The 24582-nt window shown below is 52.6% G+C and carries 21 protein-coding genes; 6 read left to right on the plus strand and 15 right to left on the minus strand.

The window, feature by feature from the left end; all coding sequences use genetic code 11:
* Nucleotides 1-32: 32 nt before the first annotated feature.
* Together G9Q38_RS11980 and G9Q38_RS11985 are read right to left on the minus strand one after the other, a co-directional pair.
* Nucleotides 33-728: a response regulator transcription factor gene (locus G9Q38_RS11980; protein WP_166131272.1), complete on the minus strand. Its 696-nt coding sequence runs from the start codon at nt 726-728 to the stop codon at nt 33-35.
* A gap of 35 nt (nt 729-763) precedes the next feature.
* Nucleotides 764-2731, minus strand: a complete 1968-nt coding sequence (locus tag G9Q38_RS11985; protein WP_166131275.1) for a sensor histidine kinase — start codon at nt 2729-2731, stop codon at nt 764-766.
* Nucleotides 2732-2885: 154 nt separating this feature from the next.
* Here G9Q38_RS11985 and G9Q38_RS11990 point away from each other — a divergent pair, with 154 nt between their 5' ends.
* Genes G9Q38_RS11990 through G9Q38_RS12005 form a run of 4 tightly spaced genes read left to right on the plus strand, consistent with a single transcriptional unit; the run spans nt 2886 to nt 7211 of the window.
* Nucleotides 2886-4055: an ABC transporter ATP-binding protein gene (locus G9Q38_RS11990; protein WP_166131278.1), complete on the plus strand. Its 1170-nt coding sequence runs from the start codon at nt 2886-2888 to the stop codon at nt 4053-4055.
* Nucleotides 4056-4057: 2 nt separating this feature from the next.
* Nucleotides 4058-5128: an ABC transporter substrate-binding protein gene (locus G9Q38_RS11995; protein WP_166131280.1), complete on the plus strand. Its 1071-nt coding sequence runs from the start codon at nt 4058-4060 to the stop codon at nt 5126-5128.
* Between the two features lie 3 nt (nt 5129-5131).
* Nucleotides 5132-6376, plus strand: coding sequence for an ABC transporter permease (locus G9Q38_RS12000; RefSeq protein ID WP_166131283.1), 1245 nt, complete (start codon nt 5132-5134; stop codon nt 6374-6376).
* A 4-nt stretch (nt 6377-6380) separates the two neighbouring features.
* Complete coding sequence (locus tag G9Q38_RS12005; protein WP_166131286.1) at nt 6381-7211, plus strand: ABC transporter permease; 831 nt, start codon at nt 6381-6383, stop codon at nt 7209-7211.
* Nucleotides 7212-7229: 18 nt separating this feature from the next.
* On the opposite strand, the gene G9Q38_RS12010 is transcribed toward G9Q38_RS12005, so the two are convergent.
* The 6 genes from G9Q38_RS12010 to G9Q38_RS12035 form a co-directional block, all read right to left on the minus strand.
* Nucleotides 7230-7928, minus strand: coding sequence for an RES family NAD+ phosphorylase (locus G9Q38_RS12010; protein WP_166131289.1), 699 nt, complete (start codon nt 7926-7928; stop codon nt 7230-7232).
* Complete coding sequence (locus tag G9Q38_RS12015) at nt 7928-8314, minus strand: MbcA/ParS/Xre antitoxin family protein (protein WP_119442844.1); 387 nt, start codon at nt 8312-8314, stop codon at nt 7928-7930. The genes G9Q38_RS12010 and G9Q38_RS12015 overlap by 1 nt, the downstream gene beginning before the upstream one ends.
* A gap of 207 nt (nt 8315-8521) precedes the next feature.
* On the minus strand, nt 8522-8731 hold the full coding sequence (locus G9Q38_RS12020; protein WP_114420849.1) for a cold-shock protein: 210 nt from the start codon (nt 8729-8731) through the stop codon (nt 8522-8524).
* A gap of 97 nt (nt 8732-8828) precedes the next feature.
* On the minus strand, nt 8829-9533 hold the full coding sequence (locus G9Q38_RS12025; RefSeq protein WP_199532495.1) for a potassium channel family protein: 705 nt from the start codon (nt 9531-9533) through the stop codon (nt 8829-8831).
* Nucleotides 9526-10854 carry a TrkH family potassium uptake protein gene (locus tag G9Q38_RS12030; RefSeq protein WP_166131292.1) on the minus strand — a complete coding sequence of 443 codons (1329 nt, stop codon included), beginning with the start codon at nt 10852-10854 and terminating at the stop codon, nt 9526-9528. The genes G9Q38_RS12025 and G9Q38_RS12030 overlap by 8 nt, the downstream gene beginning before the upstream one ends.
* 60 nt (nt 10855-10914) lie before the next feature.
* Complete coding sequence (locus tag G9Q38_RS12035; protein WP_166132399.1) at nt 10915-11808, minus strand: LysR family transcriptional regulator; 894 nt, start codon at nt 11806-11808, stop codon at nt 10915-10917.
* A 162-nt stretch (nt 11809-11970) separates the two neighbouring features.
* Between G9Q38_RS12035 and metE the strand changes: the two genes are divergently transcribed.
* The gene (gene metE, locus G9Q38_RS12040; protein WP_166131294.1) at nt 11971-14265 is read left to right on the plus strand and encodes a 5-methyltetrahydropteroyltriglutamate--homocysteine S-methyltransferase; all 2295 of its coding nucleotides are present in this window, start codon (nt 11971-11973) and stop codon (nt 14263-14265) included.
* On the opposite strand, the gene G9Q38_RS12045 is transcribed toward metE, so the two are convergent.
* From G9Q38_RS12045 to G9Q38_RS12075, 7 genes are all read right to left on the minus strand, one after another.
* Nucleotides 14221-15993, minus strand: coding sequence for a methyl-accepting chemotaxis protein (locus G9Q38_RS12045; protein WP_166131297.1), 1773 nt, complete (start codon nt 15991-15993; stop codon nt 14221-14223). The two genes, metE and G9Q38_RS12045, sit on opposite strands and share 45 nt — an antisense overlap.
* 167 nt (nt 15994-16160) lie before the next feature.
* Nucleotides 16161-17531: a group II intron reverse transcriptase/maturase gene (gene ltrA, locus G9Q38_RS12050; RefSeq protein WP_166130386.1), complete on the minus strand. Its 1371-nt coding sequence runs from the start codon at nt 17529-17531 to the stop codon at nt 16161-16163.
* A 464-nt stretch (nt 17532-17995) separates the two neighbouring features.
* Complete coding sequence (dctP, locus tag G9Q38_RS12055) at nt 17996-18982, minus strand: TRAP transporter substrate-binding protein DctP (protein ID WP_166131300.1); 987 nt, start codon at nt 18980-18982, stop codon at nt 17996-17998.
* Between the two features lie 84 nt (nt 18983-19066).
* On the minus strand, nt 19067-20359 hold the full coding sequence (locus G9Q38_RS12060) for a metal-dependent hydrolase family protein (RefSeq protein WP_166131302.1): 1293 nt from the start codon (nt 20357-20359) through the stop codon (nt 19067-19069).
* Nucleotides 20356-21426 carry a hypothetical protein gene (locus G9Q38_RS12065; protein WP_166131305.1) on the minus strand — a complete coding sequence of 357 codons (1071 nt, stop codon included), beginning with the start codon at nt 21424-21426 and terminating at the stop codon, nt 20356-20358. Before G9Q38_RS12065 ends, G9Q38_RS12060 begins: the two co-directional genes overlap by 4 nt.
* A gap of 11 nt (nt 21427-21437) precedes the next feature.
* Nucleotides 21438-22598, minus strand: a complete 1161-nt coding sequence (locus G9Q38_RS12070; protein ID WP_166131308.1) for a M24 family metallopeptidase — start codon at nt 22596-22598, stop codon at nt 21438-21440.
* 30 nt (nt 22599-22628) lie between these two features.
* Complete coding sequence (locus G9Q38_RS12075; RefSeq protein ID WP_166131311.1) at nt 22629-23540, minus strand: branched-chain amino acid transaminase; 912 nt, start codon at nt 23538-23540, stop codon at nt 22629-22631.
* A 122-nt stretch (nt 23541-23662) separates the two neighbouring features.
* Between G9Q38_RS12075 and G9Q38_RS12080 the strand changes: the two genes are divergently transcribed.
* Nucleotides 23663-24574 carry a LysR family transcriptional regulator gene (locus G9Q38_RS12080; protein ID WP_166131314.1) on the plus strand — a complete coding sequence of 304 codons (912 nt, stop codon included), beginning with the start codon at nt 23663-23665 and terminating at the stop codon, nt 24572-24574.
* Nucleotides 24575-24582 lie beyond the last annotated feature (8 nt).

Here is a 24582-nt window from a genome sequence, read left to right on the forward strand (position 1 = left end):
TCTCAACGTGTGGTAACGACGACAGCGCGCAATTAATCCACCAGGAACACAATACCCTTGCCGAACACCACCCGAATCGGCAAAGGAAACTGCGCCTTGCGCGCCTTATTTCGCAAACGGCTTAACACTACGTCAATGCGGTGCGTGTCGGGCTCTTCATGAAAGCCGAAAAGATGTTCGTGCAAATACGTTTTATCGCACACTTCATTGGGATAGCGCATCAACGTTTCCAACAAGCGCGTTTCTTGCTCTGTTAACCGTAAATTTTGTCCTTGAGGCGCCACCAAGAACGAATCACGCAACGCCCACGCTAATGTTTCACTATTGCCGGCGCCGCCAAGATCGCTCTCGTGCGTTAATCGTTGCCACAACCGCGCCAGCACAATCGCCAAATCGGCAAAGTTCACTGGTTTCACCAAATAGGCATCGGCACCGAGCGCCAGTCCGCGTGCTCGATCGGCTTGAGCACCACGCGCACTCATCACCACCAAACCGTACGCCCCCAGTCCACGTAAATACTCCAGCACACTAAAGCCGTCTTCTCCCGGTAAACCAATATCGACCAACACAATATCCACCGGGGCGGCATGCAGGTGCCTCCAAAATGCCTCTGCACTAGGCACGGCCCAAACCGAAAACCCCTTCGACTCCAGGAAAAAAACCAGTTCCTCCTGAAGCCCCACGTTATCCTCAATAATTGCAATCCGTGCCTGACGCCCTGCCTTCACCCACTCACTCCCCTTTAGGTTCTTGTCCGGCCTGCCTATTCACCGGGTATAAACAACTTAAAACAACTGCCTTCAACGGAACTGTGTGCCAGCACCAAATCACCGCCGTGTGCTCGCGCGATCTGGCGCGCAACATATAAGCCCAGGCCGGTGCCACCAGGGTCTTCCCCACCGCCCGCTTCGTCTTTCGATGCATGACGCCGATAACGTTCGAAAATAATATCGGCATCAGCGGCGGCCACACCTTTACCCCGGTCGCGAACCGAAATGCAGACAACACCACCTTCAATATCGGACGTACACATCGTCACATCGATATCCACCGGCCCTTGTTCACTGTATTTGACCGCATTGTCGAGCAAATTCGACAATGCGATACGCAACATCGCCTGGTCGGCAAAAACCGAAATATCAAAACGCAAATTATGTTGGCGTTCCTCACCATTCACCGACAAACGCCACCGATGCCGCTCAGACCGATCCACTACCTCGGTGGCGGATCGCACCATATCCAGCACATTCACTTTATCGCGCTGCAACGTTAGCCGGTCCGCGTTCAAACGCGAATCAGCCAAACAATTGTCGGTAAGCTGAACCAACCTATTCGTGGCCAGCCGCATATTGCGGTATCGACGCCGGCGCTGTACGTCGGAAATAGACTTCAATTGCAAATTCTCTAGCGCGCTTGAAATAACCGCCAACGGATTGCGAAACTCGTGCGCGACCATGCCAATAAACTGGCGTTGGTGAAAGCTGGCTTCGCGCTCGATATCAAGCTCACGCGCCAACTGAACGCGACTTTGCGCTTCCCGTGACTCTCGTCGTACAAGCAAGGCCACCCAGGCAAGTATCGTGAACATATTAACCATAATCACGTACTGCCATATGCCATACACCGTTTCATCGTACGGAATCCAACCGAATAACGACGCCAATGCCAGCAAACCGGAAATGACATACAGCATAGGCATTAAGCCCACCACCAACGTCATCACACCGCTTTGTGCATCGCGCCAAATCGTCCAGGCACTGATAGCTAACACGACGGCAGTCACAATAAATACAACACCCTGAATATTGATGGCCAAAGCATAAAAATCAAACGGAATACTAACTTGCAAAAAAAGATTCAAACCAATAATGAACCACATCAGCCGATTCAAGCGTGGATGATGCTTGCGCAAATCCAGCGCCTCGGTGGCCAGCCAAAGCAGGCTTGTATACGTTAGCAGGGTAAGAATACCGGTTAAATAGTGCTGAATCAGTGCAAAGTGCGGGCGCAGCATCCAATCGACAAAACCCTGTATGCAGGCCACAAGCCAATAAGATAACGAGAACGCCAGCAGCGCCCACACCAATCGTCGACGCAAATAAATGGCTGCAATCAGCGCCAAAATACTTGAGAACGCCGCCAAACCGAAATAAAAGCCCCAGAATGCGGTACTTCGGGTTGAGGCTTGAACAAAAGCGCTGGGCGACCACAACGACGCCTGCAACAATACAGCGCTGGTACTTTGCACTCGCACCAGCACTTCATACCCAGCTTGATCGTCCAGCGCCGGTAAAACATAGACAGGAAAACGATAGTCAATTTCCCCGCGGGCTTGGGGCCACCGATCCCCCGTTTGGCGAACCACCCAAGGGTGCGGATTTTCGACTACTTGTGGCCCAGCGCTGGGCCGATAAAACAAGGTGACGTCATCCAAAAAATTGGGCCGTAACTGTAACCAACGCGCCTCGCTACCTACCGGAGCGAAAAAACGGACCCACAATGCCGAACGTGTGTATCCCAAGGATAAAACGTGATTACTGGTTTTGATTTTCTCGTATGGCAATGCCAGGAACTCATCCACCGCAAGCGATCCGTCGACATCTTCATACCACTGAAATGCAATGCCTTGCCCCAAGGTGGTCTGCGCAACGGCGACCTGCCCCCATGCCGAGGCAAAGGCGAAACATGCCAAGATCAATAGGGTGTTGAGGACTTTGCCAATAAAACGCATGGCGCACTATACCGCGTACCCGTCACGCATACACGAAATACAGGGGAAACCCTTGTGCCCAACCTGGGGCGGTAGTGCTATCCTGCACAGCAACAAATCAACCTGAAGACCGTGCACCAAAGCGCGGCATCTCCGCGCATAACTCAACGTTCCGATGCAACATCCACAAGCGGCAACCGACCCTTTTCTAACTTTTCGCAACGTCAAGAAAACCTACGATCAAAAATCACTGGTCGTAAAAGATTTCAATCTGGAAGTAAAAGAAGGCGAGTTCGTCACCCTTCTTGGCCCATCCGGCTCCGGTAAAACCACGGTGTTAATGATGCTGGCGGGCTTCGAGAATGTCACCAGCGGCAGTATCAGTATTAACGGCATACCAATTACCGCCACCCCACCTTACAAGCGGAATATTGGCATGGTGTTTCAGAACTACGCCCTGTTTCCCCACATGACGGTAGCCGAGAATCTGGCTTATCCGCTAAAAGTGCGCAAACTGCCCCGCGCCCACATCAAGCAGAAAGTGACTGAGTATCTCAAGCTCATTGAAATGGAAGATTTCGGTAACCGCCATCCTGGTCAGTTATCCGGCGGGCAACGCCAGCGGGTTGCGCTTGCCCGCGCATTGATATTCGAACCCGCCCTGGTCCTGATGGACGAACCCCTCGGCGCGCTTGATAAGAAGCTGCGTGAACAAATGCAGTTCGAAATTACCCGCCTTCATCAAAAGTTGGGGTTCACCGTAATTTATGTCACCCACGATCAGGTTGAAGCGCTTACCATGTCGAACCGGATTGCGGTCTTCAACCGCGGTAAGGTGCAACAATTTGCCGAACCCAGTGCGCTCTATGAACGCCCCGCCAATGCTTTTGTGGCCAGTTTTATCGGTGAAAACAATCTCATCCCGGCCACCATTCAAAGCATTCAACCTAACGGTATCGTGCAAGCAAAACTGGCAAACGATACCGTTATTTCCGCAGTGAACGGCAACTGCTCTGACAAAGGTTCGACCTGCATTATTTCTGTTCGCCCGGAAAAGCTGCGAACAGCGCAACTCGAAGACCAAGAAACGCCCAACCTCACAACGGAAAATCGGCTCGCCGTCACCTTCGTCACGCGTCACTACGTCGGCGACTTCATGCGTGACTTTTTCTCTTTACCCGAAGGTGCCGTCGGCTCCCTTGGTACCGACACCACTATCACCACAAAAACGCTGAACGGCCTTAATGCTCCGTCTTTTCGCGAGGGGCAAACCACAGAACTGTGCTGGCAACAAGCTGATTGTTTTGCATTCCAACCTGACTCATCCTCTCTTCAAGGAGATTAAACATGAACAGAACGCTGAAAACACTGTTGGGAACAACGGTATTGGCCGGCCTCGTTATCGCCGGCCAGGCGCACGCACAAGAGCGACCCCTTACCGTCGTCTCGTTCGGCGGCGCCTATGGGGCAGCGCAAAAGAAACATCAGGTTGACCCTTACGCCGCTGAAACCGGCAAGAAAGTCGTCATGGAAAGCTACGCCGGCGGCGTGGCGGAAATGACAGCGCAAGTGCAATCAGGCAACATTCAATGGGATGTAGTCGACATTGAGTCGATCGATCTGGAGCGTGCCTGCGCAGAAGGCCTGCTGGAGGTCATCCCGCGCGACATCCTCTTACCAGGTGACGACGGCACACCGGCCAAAGAAGATTTCTTCCCTGTTACGCTGGAAAATGAGTGCGGCATCGGCGTCATGTTGTGGGGCAACATCTTCGCCTATAACAACGAAACCGTCGGCAACGTGAAGCCCACCACCCTGGAAGATTTTTTCAACGTAGAAAAAATTCCCGGCAAACGCGCTCTACGTAAGCGCCCGCAAGTGAACATGGAATGGGCGTTGTTGGCCGACGGTGTCGCTCCGGAAAAGGTCTACGACTTACTGGCCACCCCTGAAGGCCAGGCCCGCGCCTTTGCCAAATTGGATACGATTAAAGACCATGTGGTTTGGTACGACAGTTGGTCGCAGGCTCCGCAGTTGCTGAACGACGGCGGCGCCGTGATGGTGCAATCGGCTAACGGCCGTATCTACAACGCTATTGCCGATGAGAATCGGCCTTTCACCATTGTGTGGGACAACACCTTGTTTGATATGGATGTCTGGTCGATTTTAAAGGGGTCGCCCAACAAAGAGCAGGCACTTGAGTTCATTGCGTTCACCACACGCACCAAACCACTGGTAGGTTTCCAAGACGTGGCTTACGGCCCTGCGCGTAAATCCTCTCAGGCACTGGTCGACCCGGATGTGTTACCGCATTTGCCCAGCAGTCATCTGGATAAAGGCATGAAGGCGAATAACGTATTCTGGGCCGACTACGGCGAATCTCTAACCGAAAAATTCAACGAGTGGTTGCTGAAATAAGTCATGCATCAAAACCCAGGCGGCCTTTCGGCCGCCGAAATACATACCGAGAGAAAGGAACAGCAACGACGACGGCGCAATAGCTTGCTGCTGGTGGTACCTATTTTGCTGTTTCTTTTTTTCGCCTTTGTCGCGCCGATTTCCAGCATGCTTCACCGAAGCATCTACAACCCCACATTGGTTGAGCTGATACCCGACACGGTTAATGCACTATCCAATTGGGACCGTACGGGGACGCCAAAACCCGAAACGCTACTCACGTTCAGTATTGAATTACAGCAATTGGCAAAAAAGCGTGAGTCAGGCCGCCTGGCTTCCGCCGTTAACCGGTCTTACCCCGGCGCCACCAGCCTAATTAACGCCACGGCACGCAAATTACGCAACGTCGACCCCAATCAACTGGCGCAAACCGGGCACCTGGCCTTACTTGATACCGACCCACGCTGGAGTGAGACCAAGCTATGGCAAGCCATTGACCGGCTTGGAGCCAAATACCGGATAGACAACTACCTAACCGCGCTTGACCTTGAGCGCGACGCGCAAGGCAACATTCAAAAGCGTCAATCATCCAACATTTACATTGACCTCTACAGTAAAACGCTCAGTATGTCGCTGATTATTACGCTGCTGTGCATTGCGCTGGGCTACCCGGTGGCCTACTGTTTGGCCCACGCCCCTGCCCGGGTTGCAGGTGTTTTACTGGTAATGGTGTTATTGCCGTTCTGGACCTCCTTTCTGGTGCGCACAACCGCATGGATCGCCCTGCTGCAAACCAATGGTGTAATCAACTCTTTACTGCAAAGCGTGGGCATTATTGACCAACCACTTGAGCTGCTCTACACCTCCTTGGCCACTATTTTGGCCATGACACATATTTTGCTGCCGTTCATGATTCTGCCGCTGTACAGCGTTATGAAAGGCATCGACCCCAGCCATGTAAAGGCCGCGCTGTCTTTAGGCAGCCCCCCGTTTTCCGCTTTCGTGCGCGTATATCTGCCCCAAACCGTGCCGGGGCTCAGTGCCGGCTCATTACTGGTTTTCATCACCGCAGTGGGCTACTACATCATTCCGGCATTGGTAGGCGGCACCGACGGCCAAATGATTTCCAACATCATTGCATACCACATGCAGCAATCAAATAATTGGGGGCTGGCTTCGGCACTGGGTTCGCTGTTACTGGCGGTTATTGTGATTCTGTATTGGCTTTACGACCGCCTGGTTGGCGCCAGTAATCTGAAACTGAGCTAGTCAAATGACAGAAGCCACCTATTATTCCTGGCAGCACCGTTTAAGCGTCTGGCTTTTGCGCCTGGGTGCCGGGTTGGTTTTGTTTTTCCTGTTGCTGCCCATTGCGATTGTCATTCCGCTGTCATTCAACGCGGAACCCTTTTTTACTTTCACCGAGGGTATGCTGCGGCTTGACCCTGCCGCCTATTCACTGGAGTGGTATCGCACCATTGCCGACAGCGCGAAATGGAAACTGGCCATACGCAACAGCTTCTTAATTGGCCTATGCGCCACCTTTATCGCTACTACCTTGGGTACCCTGGCTGCGGTAGGTTTGGCCAGTTCCACCATGCCGTTGCGCCGCGCTATTACGGCACTGCTGCTTTCGCCCATGATTGTGCCGCTCATTATTGTGGCTGCGGGCATGTTTTTCTTCTACACCCGCTTTAACCTGGTGGCCAGCTTCTGGGGGATTGTTATTGCCCACGCCGCCCTGGGTGTGCCTTTCGTTATTATTACCGTTACCGCCACCCTTAGCCAATTCGATCAATCGCTTTACCGGGCCGGCCTAAGCATGGGTGCTTCGCCATTCAAGGTATTTTGCACCGTTATCGTTCCCCTGATTCGCCCAGGTGTTATTTCCGGCGCCCTGTTCGCCTTTGGCATTTCGTTCGACGAAGTCATTGTGGTGCTATTCCTGGCCGGGCCCGACCAAATCACCATTCCACGCCAAATGTTTTCCGGCCTGCGCGAACAAATTAACCCCACTATTCTGGCTGTCGCCACCCTGTTGATTGTATTTTCCGTTACGCTACTGGCCACCCTTGAAGTGTTGCGGCGACGCATGCCGAAATGATGGTTTGAACGCGAATGCCTAAATCGAAAACCACACCGTATCCGGATCGCGGTACACATTCACGCGCCCATTCACCCGATGGTAAGTTAAATAACAATAATCGCGCGGCTTACTTAACACTTTGGGCGTAAAAACCGCCGCATTCGTTCCAATATATCGCGCCGACGATGTCCACACCCCTGGGTACCCCTGGCGATGCAGCTTATTACCCAAAAACTGGCAATCGCCATAGTCGTTTGCTGTTAATTGAGGCCACGTCTTCGCCATAGGCAGTAAATTCACCAGTGCCGCTTCACAATGCACCCAATAAACCCGGCGCTCTATCTTGACGTCGTTAATGTTTTGAAAACCCGCATCAGCCAACAACCCATTCTGCCAGTGATAAACCGTTTCATACACGGTCGTTTCCAGCAACTCACTGCCATACCAAACACCAAATTTGCCTGCGCTAAAACGACTTTGGCCGATATGATCAAAGGGAAACTGAATGGCGGAAAAATGGGCGGCGTCTTCGAACGGACGATCAATAACAGGCTGCTCTGACTCATAAAACGGTGGCTTGAACGCAAGCTCCAGGTTAATCGCCGAACGCCAATCCTCCGGATGATCACTTAAGTCGTCAAACAGATCCTGCCCTTGGCGCAACGAGACAATATTTCTAAATAAATCCTGCTCAACATTTTTGAGTGTCAGACCGTCTAAGTCGGCAAACGCCATTAACGGCCCCGCTGAACGTCGAGATAAGAACGTACCTGATGTAAGCCCATAATGCCGTACTTCTCAGCAACGGTAACAGGTGATAAACCACCAAAAGCCCGGTTGGCCTGCGTCATCCAGGTATACGCCAACTGACGGTTATGCGGGAATAATAAACGCAACGACTTATGAATACCCAGCAAAATACCTGCCCGTTCGAGCTTGTCGCGATCGTTGGCCAATGGTTTGCCCGAGCGGTAATCAGACAGCAAACCGCGATTGGTGGGCGAATAACCCAACAAACCCAGCATTTGCGTACTGTTTAAACCCCAGTGGTCAAATAGCTTCATGAGCATGACGCTAATTTTGCTGCGGTCGACCCCGTGCGTACTGTGATCTGTTTGCATACAAAACCTTTATTATTTAACCCGTACAATTGTTATTATAACAACACAATATGTTATTTAAGCAACAACTCAGACGTCTCTACTTGAAACACACATAAGGTAAACAACAAGGTCACACAAATAGCCCTATTCCCAAAACAAAACGCCTCCTGTTTCAGGAGGCGTTTTTTATCGCGAGCGACCCGTTTTTACAAACGGGTGGGGCGATTAAAGAATTTGAATATTTGAAGCCTGAGGACCTTTCTGGCCTTCAACTGCTACAAACGACACACGCTGGTTCTCTTCGAGAGATTTGTGGCCTGTGCCCTGAATTTCGCTGTAATGTGCGAAAAGGTCTTTACCACCGGATTCCGGCATGATGAAGCCGAAACCTTTTTCGTTGTTAAACCATTTCACAATACCAATTTCTGTTTTCAATTTAATAGTCCTAAGATAAAAGGGAAAAAATTATCCCCATACGCACTTTGGACCTATTTCGCACATAATGCCAGCACTGTTACAAAATAACACGCTGTTATTTGTCTTTCCTGCGTTCAGTATCGTTTGCGAATTGCTGAATCTTACGGGTTGGCCCCGACACAATGAGCAAGTCATCAGGCAAAATTCGCGTTTCAGGAACCGCGTGCTGGAAATCCGTTTGGGCCCGTTTAACACCGACCACCGTTACACCGAATTTCTCGCGCACCCGCGAGTCGAACAACACTTGATTATGGGTTGATTCCGGCGCCCGGATTTTGGCAATGGCAAAGCCATCATCAAACTCAATAAAATCCATCATCCGGGCCGTAATCAAATGCGCAACCCTTTCACCCATGTCAGCCTCGGGCGACACAACGTGATGCGCCCCGATTCTACGGGCAATCTTGCCATGCTCCGGCGTTAAAGCTTTGATCCAGATATCCTTGATACCCAACTCGGTCAGCGCCATCAAGGTCATCAAACTGGCGGACAAATCTGAACCGATCCCAATAATGGCGTGCGAAAAGTCGGCAACGCCAAGCTGGCGCATAGTGTTCACATTCGTTGAGTCGGCCTGCACCGCGTGTGTCAGCATATCGGCCCACACCTGAACCAACTCGGGGTCACGGTCGATTCCCATGACATCATGCCCCAAACGGGTCAAGGCATCGGCAACCGAACTGCCGAATCGGCCCAAGCCTATAACAACAGCACTGTCACCTTTGGAAAACGAAAACTGTTCGGTAAATAAACTAGCCAACAATGGGATGCTCCTCAGCGTAACGATATGGCATGCGGCGTTTGCTTAAGACGATCGAGGTTGCCAGTGTAATCGTACCGACACGCCCAAAATACATTAATGCGGCCAAAATAACTTGGGCTTCAGATGGCAAATCGGCCGTAATACCGGTAGACAACCCCACCGTACCAAAAGCGGATACGACCTCGAAAATAACCTGGTCGGTAGGCAGATCCGTCATGCGCAGAATCATCACTGTTGCAGTCACAACCAGGGCACTGCCTAAAACCAGAACGGTCACCGCTTGCCTTTGTGCCTGCGGCCCCACCCGGCGACCAAACGCTTCACTATCGTTCAACCCGCGAATTTCGGCAATCACAATCAGTACCAAAATAACGACCGTGCCGACTTTAACGCCACCAGCCGTACCGGCACTGCCTCCGCCAATAAACATTAATAAATAATGCAGCGCCCAGCTTTCATGATTAAGTAAGCCAATATCCAGCGCATTAAACCCTGCTGTGCGAGCCGAAACCGACATAAACGCCGCTGACCACAGTTTATCCATAAAGGACAACGCCCCCAGAGTTTGTTCGTTATGCCACTCGAAAGCCAATAACCCCAGAAAACCAACCAACAATAGAACACCTGTGCCCAACAAAGTCAGCTTTGTGTGCAAAGACCAGTGCCTGGGATCGCGGATTTTCATCCGTAAATCATGTAAGACCGGAAAACCAATGCCGCCCACCATGATTGCAACCATAATGGGCAACAATATCAATGGATCAACGGCGAATCTCATCAAACTATCGGGGTAAATTGAAAAGCCCGCGTTATTGAATGCGGAAATTGCATGAAACACACCATTCCAGGCCGCTTCTGCGAAAGACATGGGGTATGCAGCGTAAAAACGCGTGGTGAGGAAAACTGCCGTAATCACTTCGACCACCACGGTCACGACAAAAACAAGTTTAGCCACACTGCCGATGTCACCCAGGCCCAGCGAATGCGTTTCCACTTGTGTCACCAGCTTGGTACGCAGGCGCAACGAACGATTCACCATTAAACCCAGCAAGGTGGCTGCCGTCATCATGCCGAAGCCGCCAATCTGGCATAAAAACAGAATGATCACCTGGCCAAACATCGACCAATACGTACCCGTATCCACAATGACCAAACCGGTCACACACACCGCCGAAACGGCGGTAAAAAAAGAAACCAGCAACGACCCCGACTCCGCAGTTGCGTGCGACACAGGCAACATCAGCAACAGCGTTCCGGCAAGAATCGCGACCAGGAAACCAAACGCAACGGCCCTGGCCGGATGAAGTAGAAATCTCATGGAAATTGAGTAACGATGAATGTGCGGGCATTTTACGCCCGAATCATTCGCTGAAAGTACTTACGCCGTTAATGTGTATTTTCCCGCCAACGTCATAAATGCTTTCAAATAGCCAATACTCAAATCGGAGTCGCGAACCCCCAGATGAATCTGTTTATGAATTCCTTGCTGCCCCAAGCGTATCGGCACTACATCGAACTGCGCGGCATTTTCGTCTACCAGCCAACGGGGCAAGGCGGCAACGCCACGCCCACACGCCACCATTTGCAACATGATGTCTGTAGTTTCAATTTCCTTATGCCGTCGGGGTGCCAACCCCGCTGGAAGTAGAAATTGCGAATAAATATCAAGGCGCTCGATGGAAACGGGGTACGTAACCAACGTTTCGCTTGCCAGGTGACTCGGTTCCACATAATCCAAACCACTTAGCGGATGATCGCTTCCCACCACAAGGACCTGTTCATAATCAAAGACAGGCGCAAAATGGAGCCCGCTCTTATAAAACGGATCCGGTGTCACCAACATATCAATTTCATGGCTGAATAACGCGCCAATGCCACCAAACTGAAACTTCTGCCTTACATCAATATCCACATCGGGCCATTGCTGCATATAAGGCGAGACCACCTTTAATAGCCACTGATAACAAGGGTGACACTCCATTCCAATGCGCAACTGGCCTCGTTCGCCCAGGGAAAACTCCCGCAGCCGGTCTTCTGCGTCGAGAAACTGTGGTACCAGTCGATTCGCCATCCCCAACAAATACTCGCCCGACTGCGTCAGCCGCAGACTGCGCCCTTCGCGATGCCATACCGCGACGCCCAATTGGTTTTCCAATTTACGTATGGCATGACTTAAGGCCGACTGTGTGAGATGCAGATGATCGGCCGCCGCTGTTAAAGAGCCATGCTCATTCACCGCCCGAATAATTGCCAGATGGATACGTTCAATAATCGCCATGCATGAACAAAATTCATTGATTTATGTAGAAATACCATTTTACTTCATTGATCAAAAAACCAACAATAAACCCCTCATCACCGGGCAAGACTGAAGCCGACACATCATTCGAACAATTGACCATTCACACGCATGACTACATTGCACAACTCAAACATGACTCAGCACAAAGTAACAACGCACAACCTTGGCTTTCCCCGAATTGGCCCAAATCGCGAACTGAAGTTCGCCTTGGAGGCATACTGGAAAGGTGAGTCAAGTGACAATGAACTAGATCGTACCGCCGCTCAATTACGCACCCAAAACTGGCAATGGCAAAACAAACTGGATTGGGCACCTGTAGGCGAATTTTCCTTCTACGACCACGTTCTGGACACCAGCTTTATGCTGGGTAACATTCCCGAACGGTTTCGTACATTGCCGGAAAAGGAACTTGACCGCTATTTTCAAGTGGCCCGGGGTCGGGCCGCCGGTGAAATGACCAAATGGTTCGACACCAATTACCACTATATCGTGCCCGAATTCAATCGCAGCACGCTTTTTGCATTGAACGCGACTTCGTTGTTAAAGCAGATTGAGCAAGCGCAAACGGAAAATGTGCGTGCCAAGCCCGTTATTCTCGGCCCGGTTACGTACCTTGCACTGGGCAAATCCACCGACGGGGTGAATCCACTGGATTTGCTTGAGTCTTTATTACCCGTGTACGGCGAGCTGTTAAATATGCTGGCAGCGAAGGGAATTGAATGGGTACAAATTGACGAACCCATATTAGTGACCGAATTAGCACCTGAGTGGGCGAACGCATTAAGTATTGCCTATCACACCTTGAAAAGTGCGCCCATCAAAATACTACTGGCAACCTATTTTGGCAGCTTGCAGGAAAATGCCTACTTGGCCGCCAACCTGCCGGTGGCGGGGTTACATATTGATGCCGTGCGCGGCCGGCACGATATTACGCCGCTACTGAACCTGCTCCCCCAGCACCGTGTTTTGTCGCTTGGTGTTATCGATGGGCGCAACATCTGGAAAACCGACTTAAACGCAACCCTTGATTGGCTTGAACCTATTGCTCAGCAGTTGGACGACCGGCTATGGCTGGCGCCGTCATGCTCCCTACTCCATGTTCCTGTAGATCTGCAGAAAGAAACGCAACTTGACCCAGATCTTTTCACCTGGCTTGCGTTCGCCAAACAAAAGCTGCTGGAATTACATATTTTGACTGAGGCACTGAATAACGGGAGACACGCCGTAGCATCGTTATTGCAGGAAAATCAAACAGCGGTGGAATCACGCCGTCAATCCAGCCGTGTTAACAACCCCGTCGTGAAACTGGCATTGGCCAACCTTGATCCTGACGCCGGCACGCGTCAAAGCACCTATAAGGAGCGTATCGCAAAACAATCCACACGGTTGAACCTGCCGCTTTTCCCAACGACAACCATTGGCTCTTTCCCCCAAACCAAAGAAATACGGCGTCAACGCAAAGCATTTCGTCAAAAAGAAATTGACGTCATTACATACGAAGCAGCCATGCAAACTGAAATTGCGTCTTGCATTAAAGCGCAGGAGGCACTTGAACTCGACGTGCTGGTTCACGGCGAAGCGGAACGCAATGATATGGTCGAGTATTTCGCAGAGCACCTTGAGGGCTTTGCATTCAGCCAATATGGTTGGGTTCAGTCATACGGATCGCGATGCGTTAAACCGCCGATTTTATATGGCGATATTCAACGCCCCAAGGCCATGACGGTCGAATGGATTCTTTACGCACAATCATTAACGCAGCGCCCGGTAAAAGGCATGTTAACCGGCCCCGTCACGCTGTTGAACTGGTCTTTCGTACGAAACGATCAGCCGCGTGCCATTACGTGTCGCCAACTTGCCCTGGCCATGCGCGAGGAGGTCTTGGATTTGGAGCGCGCCGGCATCAAGATCATTCAAATTGACGAAGCAGCCTTACGTGAAGGACTCCCTTTAAGAAAATCACAATGGCAAAGTTATTTGAATTGGGCGATTGAAGCATTTCGTCTTTGCGCCAACAGCGTGCAAGACGAAACGCAGATCCACACACATATGTGCTATTCGGAATTCAACGACATTATGCCGTTTATCGCCCAAATGGATGCCGACGTCATCACCATTGAAACGTCGCGATCCAATATGAAACTCTTGGAGGCGTTCAAAGACTTCAGCTACCCCAATGAAATCGGGCCCGGCGTGTATGACATTCATTCACCCGCCATACCCAACACCGCTCAGATGACCGCGCTAATGGAAAAGGCTGCGCAGTACATTCCCGCAGAACGCTTGTGGGTCAACCCCGACTGCGGTTTGAAAACCCGCCAGTGGGACGAAGTAAAACCGGCTTTGCGCGCCTTGGTGCAGGCGGCGCAAAGCCTGCGTCAATCAATACCCCAGAGCCAGGCGTGGGCCGGATCCCCGGTCGTCTGACCCTTCAGGCGAGTCGGCGTCGTCAACCCAGTCATCTTCGCTTAATTCGGCGTCTTCTCCCTTGCGGGAAGACGCTTTTTTTGCTCCACGCGACGATGTGTGGCCATCCTTACTACTGGAACCAGGCGAAGCATCATCGCTGCCGGAGCTCGCACTGGTGTCAGTTTTCTTCCAGCTTAGATCCTCTATCAGGTTCACTTTAAATGTGGACACCAAACGGGATAAATCGGCCGCCTGCGCCTGCATATTCTGTGACGCCACCGAGGCCTCTTCGACAAGGGCCGCATTTTGCTGGGTAACCTGATCCATTTGCATGACCGCTTGATTCACCTGCTCAATGCCCGTGCTTTGCTCTTCGCTGGCTGCAGCGATTTCTTCCATTATGTCGACCACTTGCTTAATGCTGTCGACCGTGTCTTTCATTGACTGCCCCGCCTTTCCAACCAAAAGATTACCCTGGTTTGTGGCGGCGACCGACATTTCAATAAGCTCTTTAATTTCCTTGGCCGCCTGCGCGCTGCGTTGCGCCAGCGAACGCACCTCGCTGGCAACAACCGCAAACCCTTTACCTTGCTCTCCTGCACGCGCAGCTTCTACTGCAGCATTCAACGCCAGAATATTGGTTTGAAAGGCAATACCATCAATAACGGTAATAATGTCGGCGACTTGTTTGGCTCGCTGATCGATACTGCTCATGGTTTCAACCACCTGGCCGACCACGTCGCCGCTTTCAACCGCCACCTTCGACGCCGAACCTGCCAATTGATTCGCTTTACGTGCGTTGTCTGTATTGAGCTGTACGGTCGTTGTGAGCTGCTCCATGGTCGCGGCGGTTTCGGCCAGGGAACTGGCCTGCTCTTCAGTACGCGAGGATAAGTCGGTGTTACCCGATGCAATTTCACCGGATGCCGTGGCAATCGATTCAGACCCCGACTGCACTTTACTGATCACGCCCACCAGATTTTGGTTCATCATGCGCAAGGCCTGCAGCAACTCAGCTGTTTCATCCTTGCCACGCACCTCAACCTGACGCGTTAAATCACGATTGGAAATGGCCTTGGCATAACCTACCGCTGTTTGTAAAGGACGCACAATAGAACGAGTAATGCCAAACGCAAACAACACACCCAAAATCAGTGCAACAACCCCCACGCCAAACACAATTTTGATGGCCAACTGATTATCGGCATCCAGTTGCGCCGCAGCGTCATTCATGTGTTTCTGTTGGAACTCCAATAACGCACGTACGCTTTTTTCATATTCGGCGCGCAAACCAGGGACCGTTTTTTGCAACATGTTGTCGGCGCGTACAAAATCGCCGTCGCGCTGGGCCTGCAAAGCCTCGTCATTCGCTTTACCAAACGCAGCGCGCTTGCGCTGGGTGTCCTGAAATAAAGCCAGGGCCTCCGGGTCGCTGAGCATTAACTGCAATTCTTTTTGAATTTTTGTGCTCTCTGCACTACCTTTTTCAATAGCGGTTTCAAACTCTTTACGTAAACCCGGGTCGTATAACAAACCCAAAATTTGCATTTGAATGCTGTTTTCGTTCATCACGCTTAACCAGCGAGACACCAGGCGCTCCTTAGCTACCCCGCGCTCCGTAATTTCGCCGGTGGCCTGTGCGCCCGCATTCATGCGCATTAACGACACCGCCATTAGAATGGCCATAAATACAAGCATCAGGCCAAAACCTAATGTGAGCCGCGTACCAATTTTGAACCGATTCACCGTCCCCTCCTGTAAGAAGCTATCAAAACTTTTTCTGCAAACAGAATTAACGACAATGACCCGGTTTTCTTTAGGTCAATCGGCATAGGGGGCAGTTCTAGTGAACTGCACCCCTGCCACACCACCCGGCATGCGGGTCCGCACCGGGCGGTTCGAGAAGTTGAGGCTTAAGAGAGTCTGGGAACACCGAGTCGGTCGAAGTGGGCAATTGGCAAGGCCGCATTGAGTGACCCGCCACTATTGCGCCACCAGCTGCGGGAATTTGCCGCCACCCATCGGGCGACAGTAAAACTCACCCCCAAGGCGCGCAACTCCCGGAACATCGTCTTGCCTCGTTTCCATTGCCTGAGCTGAATGGCCCTTAACCGATGACGAATCCACTTGTCCAGCCCACGCCAGACCTGGTGGACTTGCGCCAATCGGAAGTAGCCCTTCCATCCCAGGATATACACTCGGAGCCGATCAACCACCTGCTGCATACTGCGCCCGCCCGAGCGGCGCGTCAGTTGCCGCACACATTGCTTGAACGTGGCGAGCGCTTTGGTCGCCACCCGACGCTTGACCTCCCCTTTAGGGTCCACCCAGAAGCTATAGCCCAGAAACTTGCGGTCGGTAAACACGCTGGCGACCGCGCTTTTGATCTCGTTGACCCTCAAGCGCAGCCGGGCGTATAGCCGCCGCAGTAAGCCCATTACCCGTTCACCCGCGCGACGGCTGTGAACGTAAACGTTGCAGTCATCAGCGTAACGCACGAAGCAGTGACCCCGGCGTTCTAACTCCTTGTCCACCTCATCGAGCAGCACGTTGGCCAGCAACGGCGAGAGCGGCCCGCCTTGCGGCGTACCCTCATACCGTTGGACGGCCACGCCGCCATCCATAATGCCGCTATTCAGATACGACCGAATCAGCCGGATCACGCCAGCATCCGCCAGGCGTTTCTGTAGGCGGTCAATCAGAATGTCGTGGTTGACCCGGTCAAAGAACTTCTCCAAGTCCACGTCCACCACGATACGGCGACCGGACTGCACGTACGAATGCGCGGCCAGAACCGCGTCATGCGCACGGCGCCCCGGCCTGAAGCCGTAACTGTGTTCGCTGAAAGTGGGGTCAAGCAAGGGTTGCAGTACTTGCAGCAGCGCCTGCTGGATCAGACGATCCGTCACCGTCGGGATACCCAGCTCGCGCTGGCTACCGTCAGGCTTGGGAATCATCACCCGTCGTACCGGACTGGGCCGGTACGTTCCCGCAAGCAGTTCGGCACGAATGACAGGCCATGTGGTCACCAGGCGACGGGCAGTCTGGTCTATGTCCAATCCGTCCACGCCGGCTGCGCCTTTGTTGGCCCGCACCCGCTTGAACGCCGCTTGCAGGTTCTCTCTTGTCAGCGCCGCTTGCAGCAGCGCCAACCCTGTACTCTCATTCCCATATCGCGGGCAGCCCATTTCCTCGCTGACAGGACCACCAGCGGCTTCACCGCTGACTACGCCCGCCCGCTCCACTAACGTGGACATCTGAGGCAATACGAATTGCATCGACATGTCGAGTCATACTCCTTCTCGTTTGGTCCTTCGTCGCCTCGTTCCCGGCCTTAGCGGCCCTGCTACTACGACTACTATGACCTCTGCTGAGTCCTCGCTCCGGCTCGACGCCGTTACCCTTTCAGGATCAAGGCGAGGGTTCCCCAGGTAAGAACGCACTCCTTCACTGCACAACCGCCGGATTTACGCCACCTCGCCTTGATCACAACAGCTTCACGGCTTTTTGCCCGCTCGCCCTGCTTGATGACGCCTTCTATCCGATTCTTGTTCATCGGCTCGCAGCTTATGCTCCACGCTTCCTCCCCACGCTCGGTCACCCTCACGCAGTTGCGCTTCACTTCATTCGCTGTGATCAACTTATGGCGGGACTTGCACCCGCAGGAGTGCGCCCATGCTGGGCGCACAAAAAAGCCGGCCCGAAGGCCGGCAAACTTACTACCCGGAAACAACACACAACGAAGACTTTAATTTTGAACGGTTAACAGCTCTTTCAAACGCTTGGCTTCTTCCGGAGGGGCTTGCGACTCAACCTGCTCCCAACCGGTACGACGCGCGGTTTCAAGCCAGGTTTTGGCATCAGCCTCGCTGAAAGTAATGGTTTTGATACCGGCCTCAGCCTGCCCGGCCTTTTCTTTTGCGTTTTGGGCATCTACATTTGCCGCCAGTTCCTGTTCAAGCTCAACTGCCATCTTGCTCAGAAAAGCTTTCTGCTCTGCCGACAGCTTGTTCCAGCTATCCAGATTCACCAACGCATTTACATCCACTGTATAAAAACCGGGATCAACGCGATAATCGGTAACCTCATCCCAACTTAGATCCAATACGCCCTGCAAAGGCCAACCGTAGCCCTGCACCACGCCACGTTCCAACGCCGTATACACTTCGCCGGGCGGGGTTTGCACCAATGACGCGCCCAATGCCTCAAAGAATGAGCGATACGTTGGTGATACACGCAAGGTCAACCCTTTCAAATCAGGTTTTTCCAGTGGGTTACCGGCCAAATACAGGTGGTACTCCTGCTGATCGGCGGTACGTGCCAAATACCAAACGTTCATATGTTTGTTATGAAGCTCGTTAATGTATTCCCACGCACCATTTTCGCGTTGTTCCGCAATAGGAATTTCAGCCAAACGCAACGCATCGGCCGCCGGCATAAGGCTTAAGTAAAATGCACCCGGCACATTGGCCATATCGACAATACCTTTGGAAACGGCGTTGCCCAACTCAAACGGAGGCATGGTTTCAGGGCCGCCAATAATGTCGATTTGAACCAGGCCTTTGCCGTTCTCATTCACCTTTTTCACGAACGCCTCAAAAGGTCGCGAAAAGGCCGTATTCGCCGTGAACGCACTCACGGCCCTTAAACGTGCTTCTTCTGCTGATGCAACGCCGGCGGCCAAAACCCCCGCCCCAACCAGCAACGCACATAAAGATTTCTTGAACAACTTCATTTAACCTCTCCTTTGTAGATTTACGATCTCACCTAAGCGAACCACCAGACCTGTCGCGCTTGCTTGCGAATTCACACACACCGTTCACGCATCAAAGAAACGACTCCCAATCACCGCCTGGTCACCAAACGCCGCGCCCACCAAGAACTGGCTGGCATCACGATCCATTACCAAACGGCCATTCAGCACAACTTTGCGAATCGCTGCCGGCGCCCGCAAAATCGAAATATCCACAAGAGGATCACCTTCCACGACAATGAAGTCGGCACATTTGCCCACTTCCAACGTGCCCACAAGATGGTCCATTTTCAGCATGCGCGCGCTATCACGCGTCGTGACCTGAATCGCTTCCATTGGCGTCATGCCCATTTCCACGAAATACACCAACTCATCCAAATTGCTTCCATGCGGGGTATAGGGCACGCCGGCATCGGTACCCATCGCCAACTTCACACCTGCCGCGCGAGCCTGCTTGAAGGACGACACATGGGCATCAATGGCCGACTGAGCTTTGTCGACCATATCTTGCGACAACCCTCCGGCCAGGCCATGCGTGACTACATTGCGGATAGGCGTTGAGGTGGCAACCAGCCACGTACCATGACGCAACATTAAATCGATGCCTTCAGGGTCAATGAAGTAACCGTGTTCAATCGAATCCACGTTTGCCAAGACTGCATTTTTGATGCCTTGCGCCGCGTGCGCATGGGCCGCCGAAATTTTGCCGGCGTTGTGTGCCTCATCCGTCGCGGCACGCATTTCATCCACGCTCATCTGGGCATTACCAATGGCTCCGCCCGGGGTCAAAATGCCGCCGGTCGCAATAAGTTTGACGTTATCGGCACCGGCCTTTAAACGTTGACGGGCTGCTTTTCGCACCCCATCGACCCCGTCCACTTCCTGGCCCAGAAACCGCCAGCCATGCCCTCCGGTCATGCATAGGGCTTCACCGCTCAGAAGCAAGCGCGGTGTAACGCAAAGACCTTCCGAGGCCGCACGCCGTAAAGCAAAATCCACATTCCCCTGCGTGCCGCAATCACGTACCGTCGTCACACCGCCATGCAAAGTTCGCAGCGCGTTTCGACTTGCGCGCAAAAAAGCCAGCATTTTCTCTTCATCAGTGGAAATCGGCCCCACCTGCGGCGTGGCGTCCATCGTTAAATGAACGTGGCAATCGATCATGCCCGGCAAGATGGTGTGTTCGCCCAACTCAACCATTTGGGTTTGTGCCTCCGTTCGCACGGCATCCGGCAGAGCACCTTTTTGCACGTCAATAATGCGGCCGTTTTCCACCACCATGTAACCGCTAAACACCGCACCCATGCCATCAATAATCCGGGAGCTGGTATACGCCTGTCTTAATTTAGCTAATGTCATGCTTTTACCCCCTGCCGGAGGCCGGCGTTCGTATACCCCCCACCTAATGCACTGTGTAATGTCACATCGCTCGCCTTCATATCGAAGCCGCCTCCCAGCTTTTTCAATTGCGCGTTGCGAAATACGGCCCAGGCCAGAGCAATATCAGTACTGGCAATACCACAAACCGCAACGAAGAAAGGGCCTCTCAAAGCACCGGACAACTTACTGCCATCTTGTGCCACCAGATCCTGAACAGCCAACACCTGGTGCGCGTCTACCGACACATCGGGACGGTGCGCGGCCAGCAACTTGTGCAAAAACGCCGGGCTGTCGGCCACAACCGTTCCCGCCTTATCCCAAACGTCGGTTTGCCACGCGTGCGTTAAATCAAGCGGCACGTAAATAGCATGTGGGGCCAACCACTGAGCTTCGATGGGCTTGCTGACGACGGGGGGTAAAGATGAAATCACCACATCGCAATCAGCCACGGCGTCACGCACGTCATCAACCGGTTCCAGCGACCAAGGCCCCTCCCGCGCCATTTCCTCGCAAAACGCTTGCCGTGAAACGGCACTGCGCGAGGCTACCTTCACATGTTTTAAGCTTGGAAACACCTCACCAAATACACGCAACGACCACCTGCCAAGGCCACCGCACCCCACCAACCCCAAACTGATCGGATCGCGCCCTCTGGTTTGAATTACCTGTGCCATCACCGCAGCACAAATCGTGGTGCGTAAGTAGGTCACCAACATCCCTTCCATCAAACATACGGGCTGGCCATGCTGGGGATCATTCAAAACGATCAAGCCCGACGAGTCGGTTTTTCCGGCATGCATAAAAGCACTACCGGGGTAATACGACACCCACTTCAAACCCGCCATGCCGGCTTCATCATCACCTACCCACGCCGGCATCGCATCCAAAAACGTCCCAGGACGGTCCGGCCGAACACCGATTTTCAATGGAACATCAACGCGACCCCGGCCTTCCTCCTCGTAGGTACGACGAATAATCTTCACGATATCCGTAATACTGGGGCTGGATTGCCTTACATCCTCAACACTTAACAAGCGAATGGTCATTCAGCCCCCGGTCACTCAATCACGATTAACCGGCCGCCGGTGTCATCGGACAGCAAACGGCAACCTGTGGCCGTCACCGCCACTTGTTCTTCCGGATTCACCAAGCCATCCACGCTTTCCAGCTTGGGCTCAGGTGTGAGTACCATTCCTTCTGCAAGCAAGGTTTCATCTACCGCCGACATCGACGGCGGCTCAGACTCCAGCCCAATACCATGGCCGATACGTTTAGCCGGATGGTCAGCATAATCGCGCCAACCTTTAACCTGGGCCATGCGCTTGCTGGAAAACTCGAACAACTCCGTCATTGACACGCCCGGTTTCATGCGGTCGATCACTTCAAACATGATGTCCCACATTTCCTCATGCTCATGGCGTTGACGCTCAGAAGGTGTGCCAAACACGGCCCGACGCGTAATATCCATTTGATACCCCTGGAAGGCAGGCCCGCCATCCAGGTAAAGAATATCGCCCTTCTGGAATGTACCGCTCGGCCCGTTCGCGCCCATGGCCATCGGCGGGCCCGAATCGATATCGGCCCCAAATTCAAGATAGCGTTGCAAAATACGTTGCTGTACTTCACGCGGCGTCATACCAACCTGGACTTCTTCCAACACCGCATACCAGGCTTTCTGGCCAATCACGCACACGTGCTCAAGACAGGCGACTTCCCATTCCGACTTGATCATGCGGCAACCCCACACAATCTCGCTTGAGTCAACAAACTCAGCTTGCGGCGCCTGCTCACGCAACAAGGTAAAGTCGTTTAAGGGTATCCCCAACCAGGTATTACGCCCCATTTCAATTGCCAGGCGCCCGTTGGTTAAGCCCCGATCCGCCAGTACGCCATGAATGCCCCAATCGGTACGTGGTTCACGCGTAAACGGCACATCGGGGTAAATCACCTTGTCTTGCACCCAGGAGGGAAAGGGCTTGTTGTACAAGCGCGCAAACATCTGGGGGCCGGACCAGGTAATAAGCGCCGGCTCGCCCGAAGCCGGCAAAATAAAGATAGACGGCCGTGCCTTCATCCAGGCAGGCACACGGTTACCGGTGAAATAACCGTAAGTGACCGGATCTGTCACAATCAACGCATCAACATTGGCTTTTGCCATAAGCGAACGTGCTTTCGCTACGCGGTTGGCGTGCTCATCAACGGGCATTGGCAACGTCATGCCATCTCCTTAAAACTCAATTTCCGTTGTTTAAACGTAAGTAAGCCAATCGGTGTGGCTATTCGAACGGCCTTTCACCAAATCGAAATATGCGTCTTGCAATTGCTTGGTAACGGGGCCACGCAAGCCATCGCCAATGGGGCGACGATCCAATTCAACCACCGGCGTCACCTCTGCTCCGGTACCCACAAAAAACGCTTCCTGTGCGGTATGAACATAGTCTCGCGAAAACGCCTCTTCGCGCACTTCAAAGCCCATCTCGCGCGCCAGCACAATCACCGTGTCGCGCGTAATTCCGTCTAGTAAATGCGTCAGCGGCGGTGTCACCAATACCCCATTGCGCACCACGAAAAAATGCTCAACCGACCCTTCGGCCACTTGCCCGTTTGCATCAAGCAACAATGCCTCGTCGTAGCCGTCACGCCGGGCGTCGGTGCGCGCCATTTGAAACAGCAAATAATTGCCGCACGCCTTGGCTTTGGACATATGGGTATTAATGTGATGGCGGATATAACTGGACGTTTTCACGCGGCTACCGCGCTCCAGCGTACCTTTACCCACGTACTCGCCCCAGAACCAGGTGGCAATCAAAAGGTTCACTTGACAATCCTCATACGCCAGGCCCATGCCACCTTCGCCTATGTAGGCAAGTGGGCGTATGTAACACTCGTCCGCGCCGTTGGCGCGAATAATTTCGCGTGTGGACTCCACTATTTCGTCTACGCTGTAAGGCACTTCGAAACCGAGAATCTTGGCCGAATTGCGTAAACGAATTAAATGATCATGCAGGCGGAACACGGCCGGACCCTGCTCTGTTTTGTAGCAGCGAATCCCTTCGAAAACGCCAAAGCCATAATGCAAAGTGTTGCCAATAACGTGCGATGTTGCGTCATCCCAGCCAACGACCTTGCCGTCAATCCAAATGTAATCTGCCTTTTCCATGCATCCTCCGAAACAATCCATGCAGTATGGGAGGACAGCAAGATATCCGTCAATCTAATGGAACTTATTAAATAAATAAAATAGACTTATTTGATAGAAGCAAATGAATACACTAGGAAAACATGAAAATAGATCAGATTGACCTGAATTTAATGCGCGTGTTTCGCGCAATCTACGAAGAGCAAAGCCTTACCATTGTCGCGGACCGACTCGGGCTAACCCAGCCGGCCATCAGTTATTCTTTGGCACGATTACGCGAATTACTGGGCGACCCATTGTTTATTCGCAAACAACAGAAAATGCTACCAACGCAAGCGGCAGAACGGCTTGCGCCCCCCATTATTGCCGCTCTGGAAAGCCTGCACGATGCCCTGCAGAGCCATACCGCATTTGATCCATTAACGAGTCAACGCACATTCCGTTTGACAATGTCAGACATCGGCGAGATGGTATTTCTCCCCCCTTTGTGTGAACAATTGGCCCAAGCTGCACCGCAAGTACGTCTTGAGGTTGACCCTGTTTCGATGGAAGACCTGGTGAACTCGTTGCGGACCGGCACAATCGACTTGGCGGTGGGCCACCTGGTCAATTTAAATCCTTATACGCAGCACACGATTTTGTTTCACGAACCGTATTCATGCATGGTGCGAGCCAACCACCCGCTGGCACGCAAGAAAACTCTTTCCAAAGAAGATTTTCTGGCTTCATCGCATGTGCTGGTTGGATCCAACTCAAACGCTCACCGTATGTTTGAGGACTCATTAAAAGCGCAAGGCGTAAAACGTCAAGTGGCACTTCAAATTCCCCATTTCACCGTGTTGCCGGATATCCTGCGTCGCAGCGACATGGTCAGCTCGCTGCCCAGCCGCATCGCACGCGAATTTAATCGGAAAAAAGAATTTCGGGTTTTCGAATTACCATTTAAAGTGCCGACCGGCGACGTTGCCATTCATTGGCACGCGCGCCACGAACATAACCCAGCGAATCGCTGGTTAAGAGAAAAACTAATCGCTCTTTTTAAAGAAGAGGATTAAATAATCGG

Source organism: Pusillimonas sp. DMV24BSW_D (assembly GCF_011388195.1).
Classification (GTDB): Bacteria; Pseudomonadota; Gammaproteobacteria; order Burkholderiales; family Burkholderiaceae_B; genus Neopusillimonas; species Neopusillimonas aestuarii.

Bases quoted from the DNA above. Each gene is read 5' to 3' on its own strand.
- G9Q38_RS12015 (WP_119442844.1), bottom strand. From the start codon at position 8,314: ATGCAAACAGATCACAGTACGCACGGGGTCGACCGCAGCAAAATTAGC.
- G9Q38_RS12070 (WP_166131308.1), bottom strand. From the start codon at position 22,598: ATGACGTTGCCAATGCCCGTTGATGAGCACGCCAACCGCGTAGCGAAA.
- G9Q38_RS11995 (WP_166131280.1), top strand. From the start codon at position 4,058: ATGAACAGAACGCTGAAAACACTGTTGGGAACAACGGTATTGGCCGGC.
- G9Q38_RS12000 (WP_166131283.1), top strand. From the start codon at position 5,132: ATGCATCAAAACCCAGGCGGCCTTTCGGCCGCCGAAATACATACCGAG.
- G9Q38_RS12005 (WP_166131286.1), top strand. From the start codon at position 6,381: ATGACAGAAGCCACCTATTATTCCTGGCAGCACCGTTTAAGCGTCTGG.
- G9Q38_RS12075 (WP_166131311.1), bottom strand. From the start codon at position 23,540: ATGGAAAAGGCAGATTACATTTGGATTGACGGCAAGGTCGTTGGCTGG.
- G9Q38_RS12080 (WP_166131314.1), top strand. From the start codon at position 23,663: ATGAAAATAGATCAGATTGACCTGAATTTAATGCGCGTGTTTCGCGCA.
- G9Q38_RS12010 (WP_166131289.1), bottom strand. From the start codon at position 7,928: ATGGCGTTTGCCGACTTAGACGGTCTGACACTCAAAAATGTTGAGCAG.
- metE (WP_166131294.1), top strand. From the start codon at position 11,971: ATGACTCAGCACAAAGTAACAACGCACAACCTTGGCTTTCCCCGAATT.
- ltrA (WP_166130386.1), bottom strand. From the start codon at position 17,531: ATGTCGATGCAATTCGTATTGCCTCAGATGTCCACGTTAGTGGAGCGG.
- G9Q38_RS12065 (WP_166131305.1), bottom strand. From the start codon at position 21,426: ATGACCATTCGCTTGTTAAGTGTTGAGGATGTAAGGCAATCCAGCCCC.
- G9Q38_RS11990 (WP_166131278.1), top strand. From the start codon at position 2,886: ATGCAACATCCACAAGCGGCAACCGACCCTTTTCTAACTTTTCGCAAC.
- dctP (WP_166131300.1), bottom strand. From the start codon at position 18,982: ATGAAGTTGTTCAAGAAATCTTTATGTGCGTTGCTGGTTGGGGCGGGG.
- G9Q38_RS12060 (WP_166131302.1), bottom strand. From the start codon at position 20,359: ATGACATTAGCTAAATTAAGACAGGCGTATACCAGCTCCCGGATTATT.
- G9Q38_RS11985 (WP_166131275.1), bottom strand. From the start codon at position 2,731: ATGCGTTTTATTGGCAAAGTCCTCAACACCCTATTGATCTTGGCATGT.
- G9Q38_RS12030 (WP_166131292.1), bottom strand. From the start codon at position 10,854: ATGAGATTTCTACTTCATCCGGCCAGGGCCGTTGCGTTTGGTTTCCTG.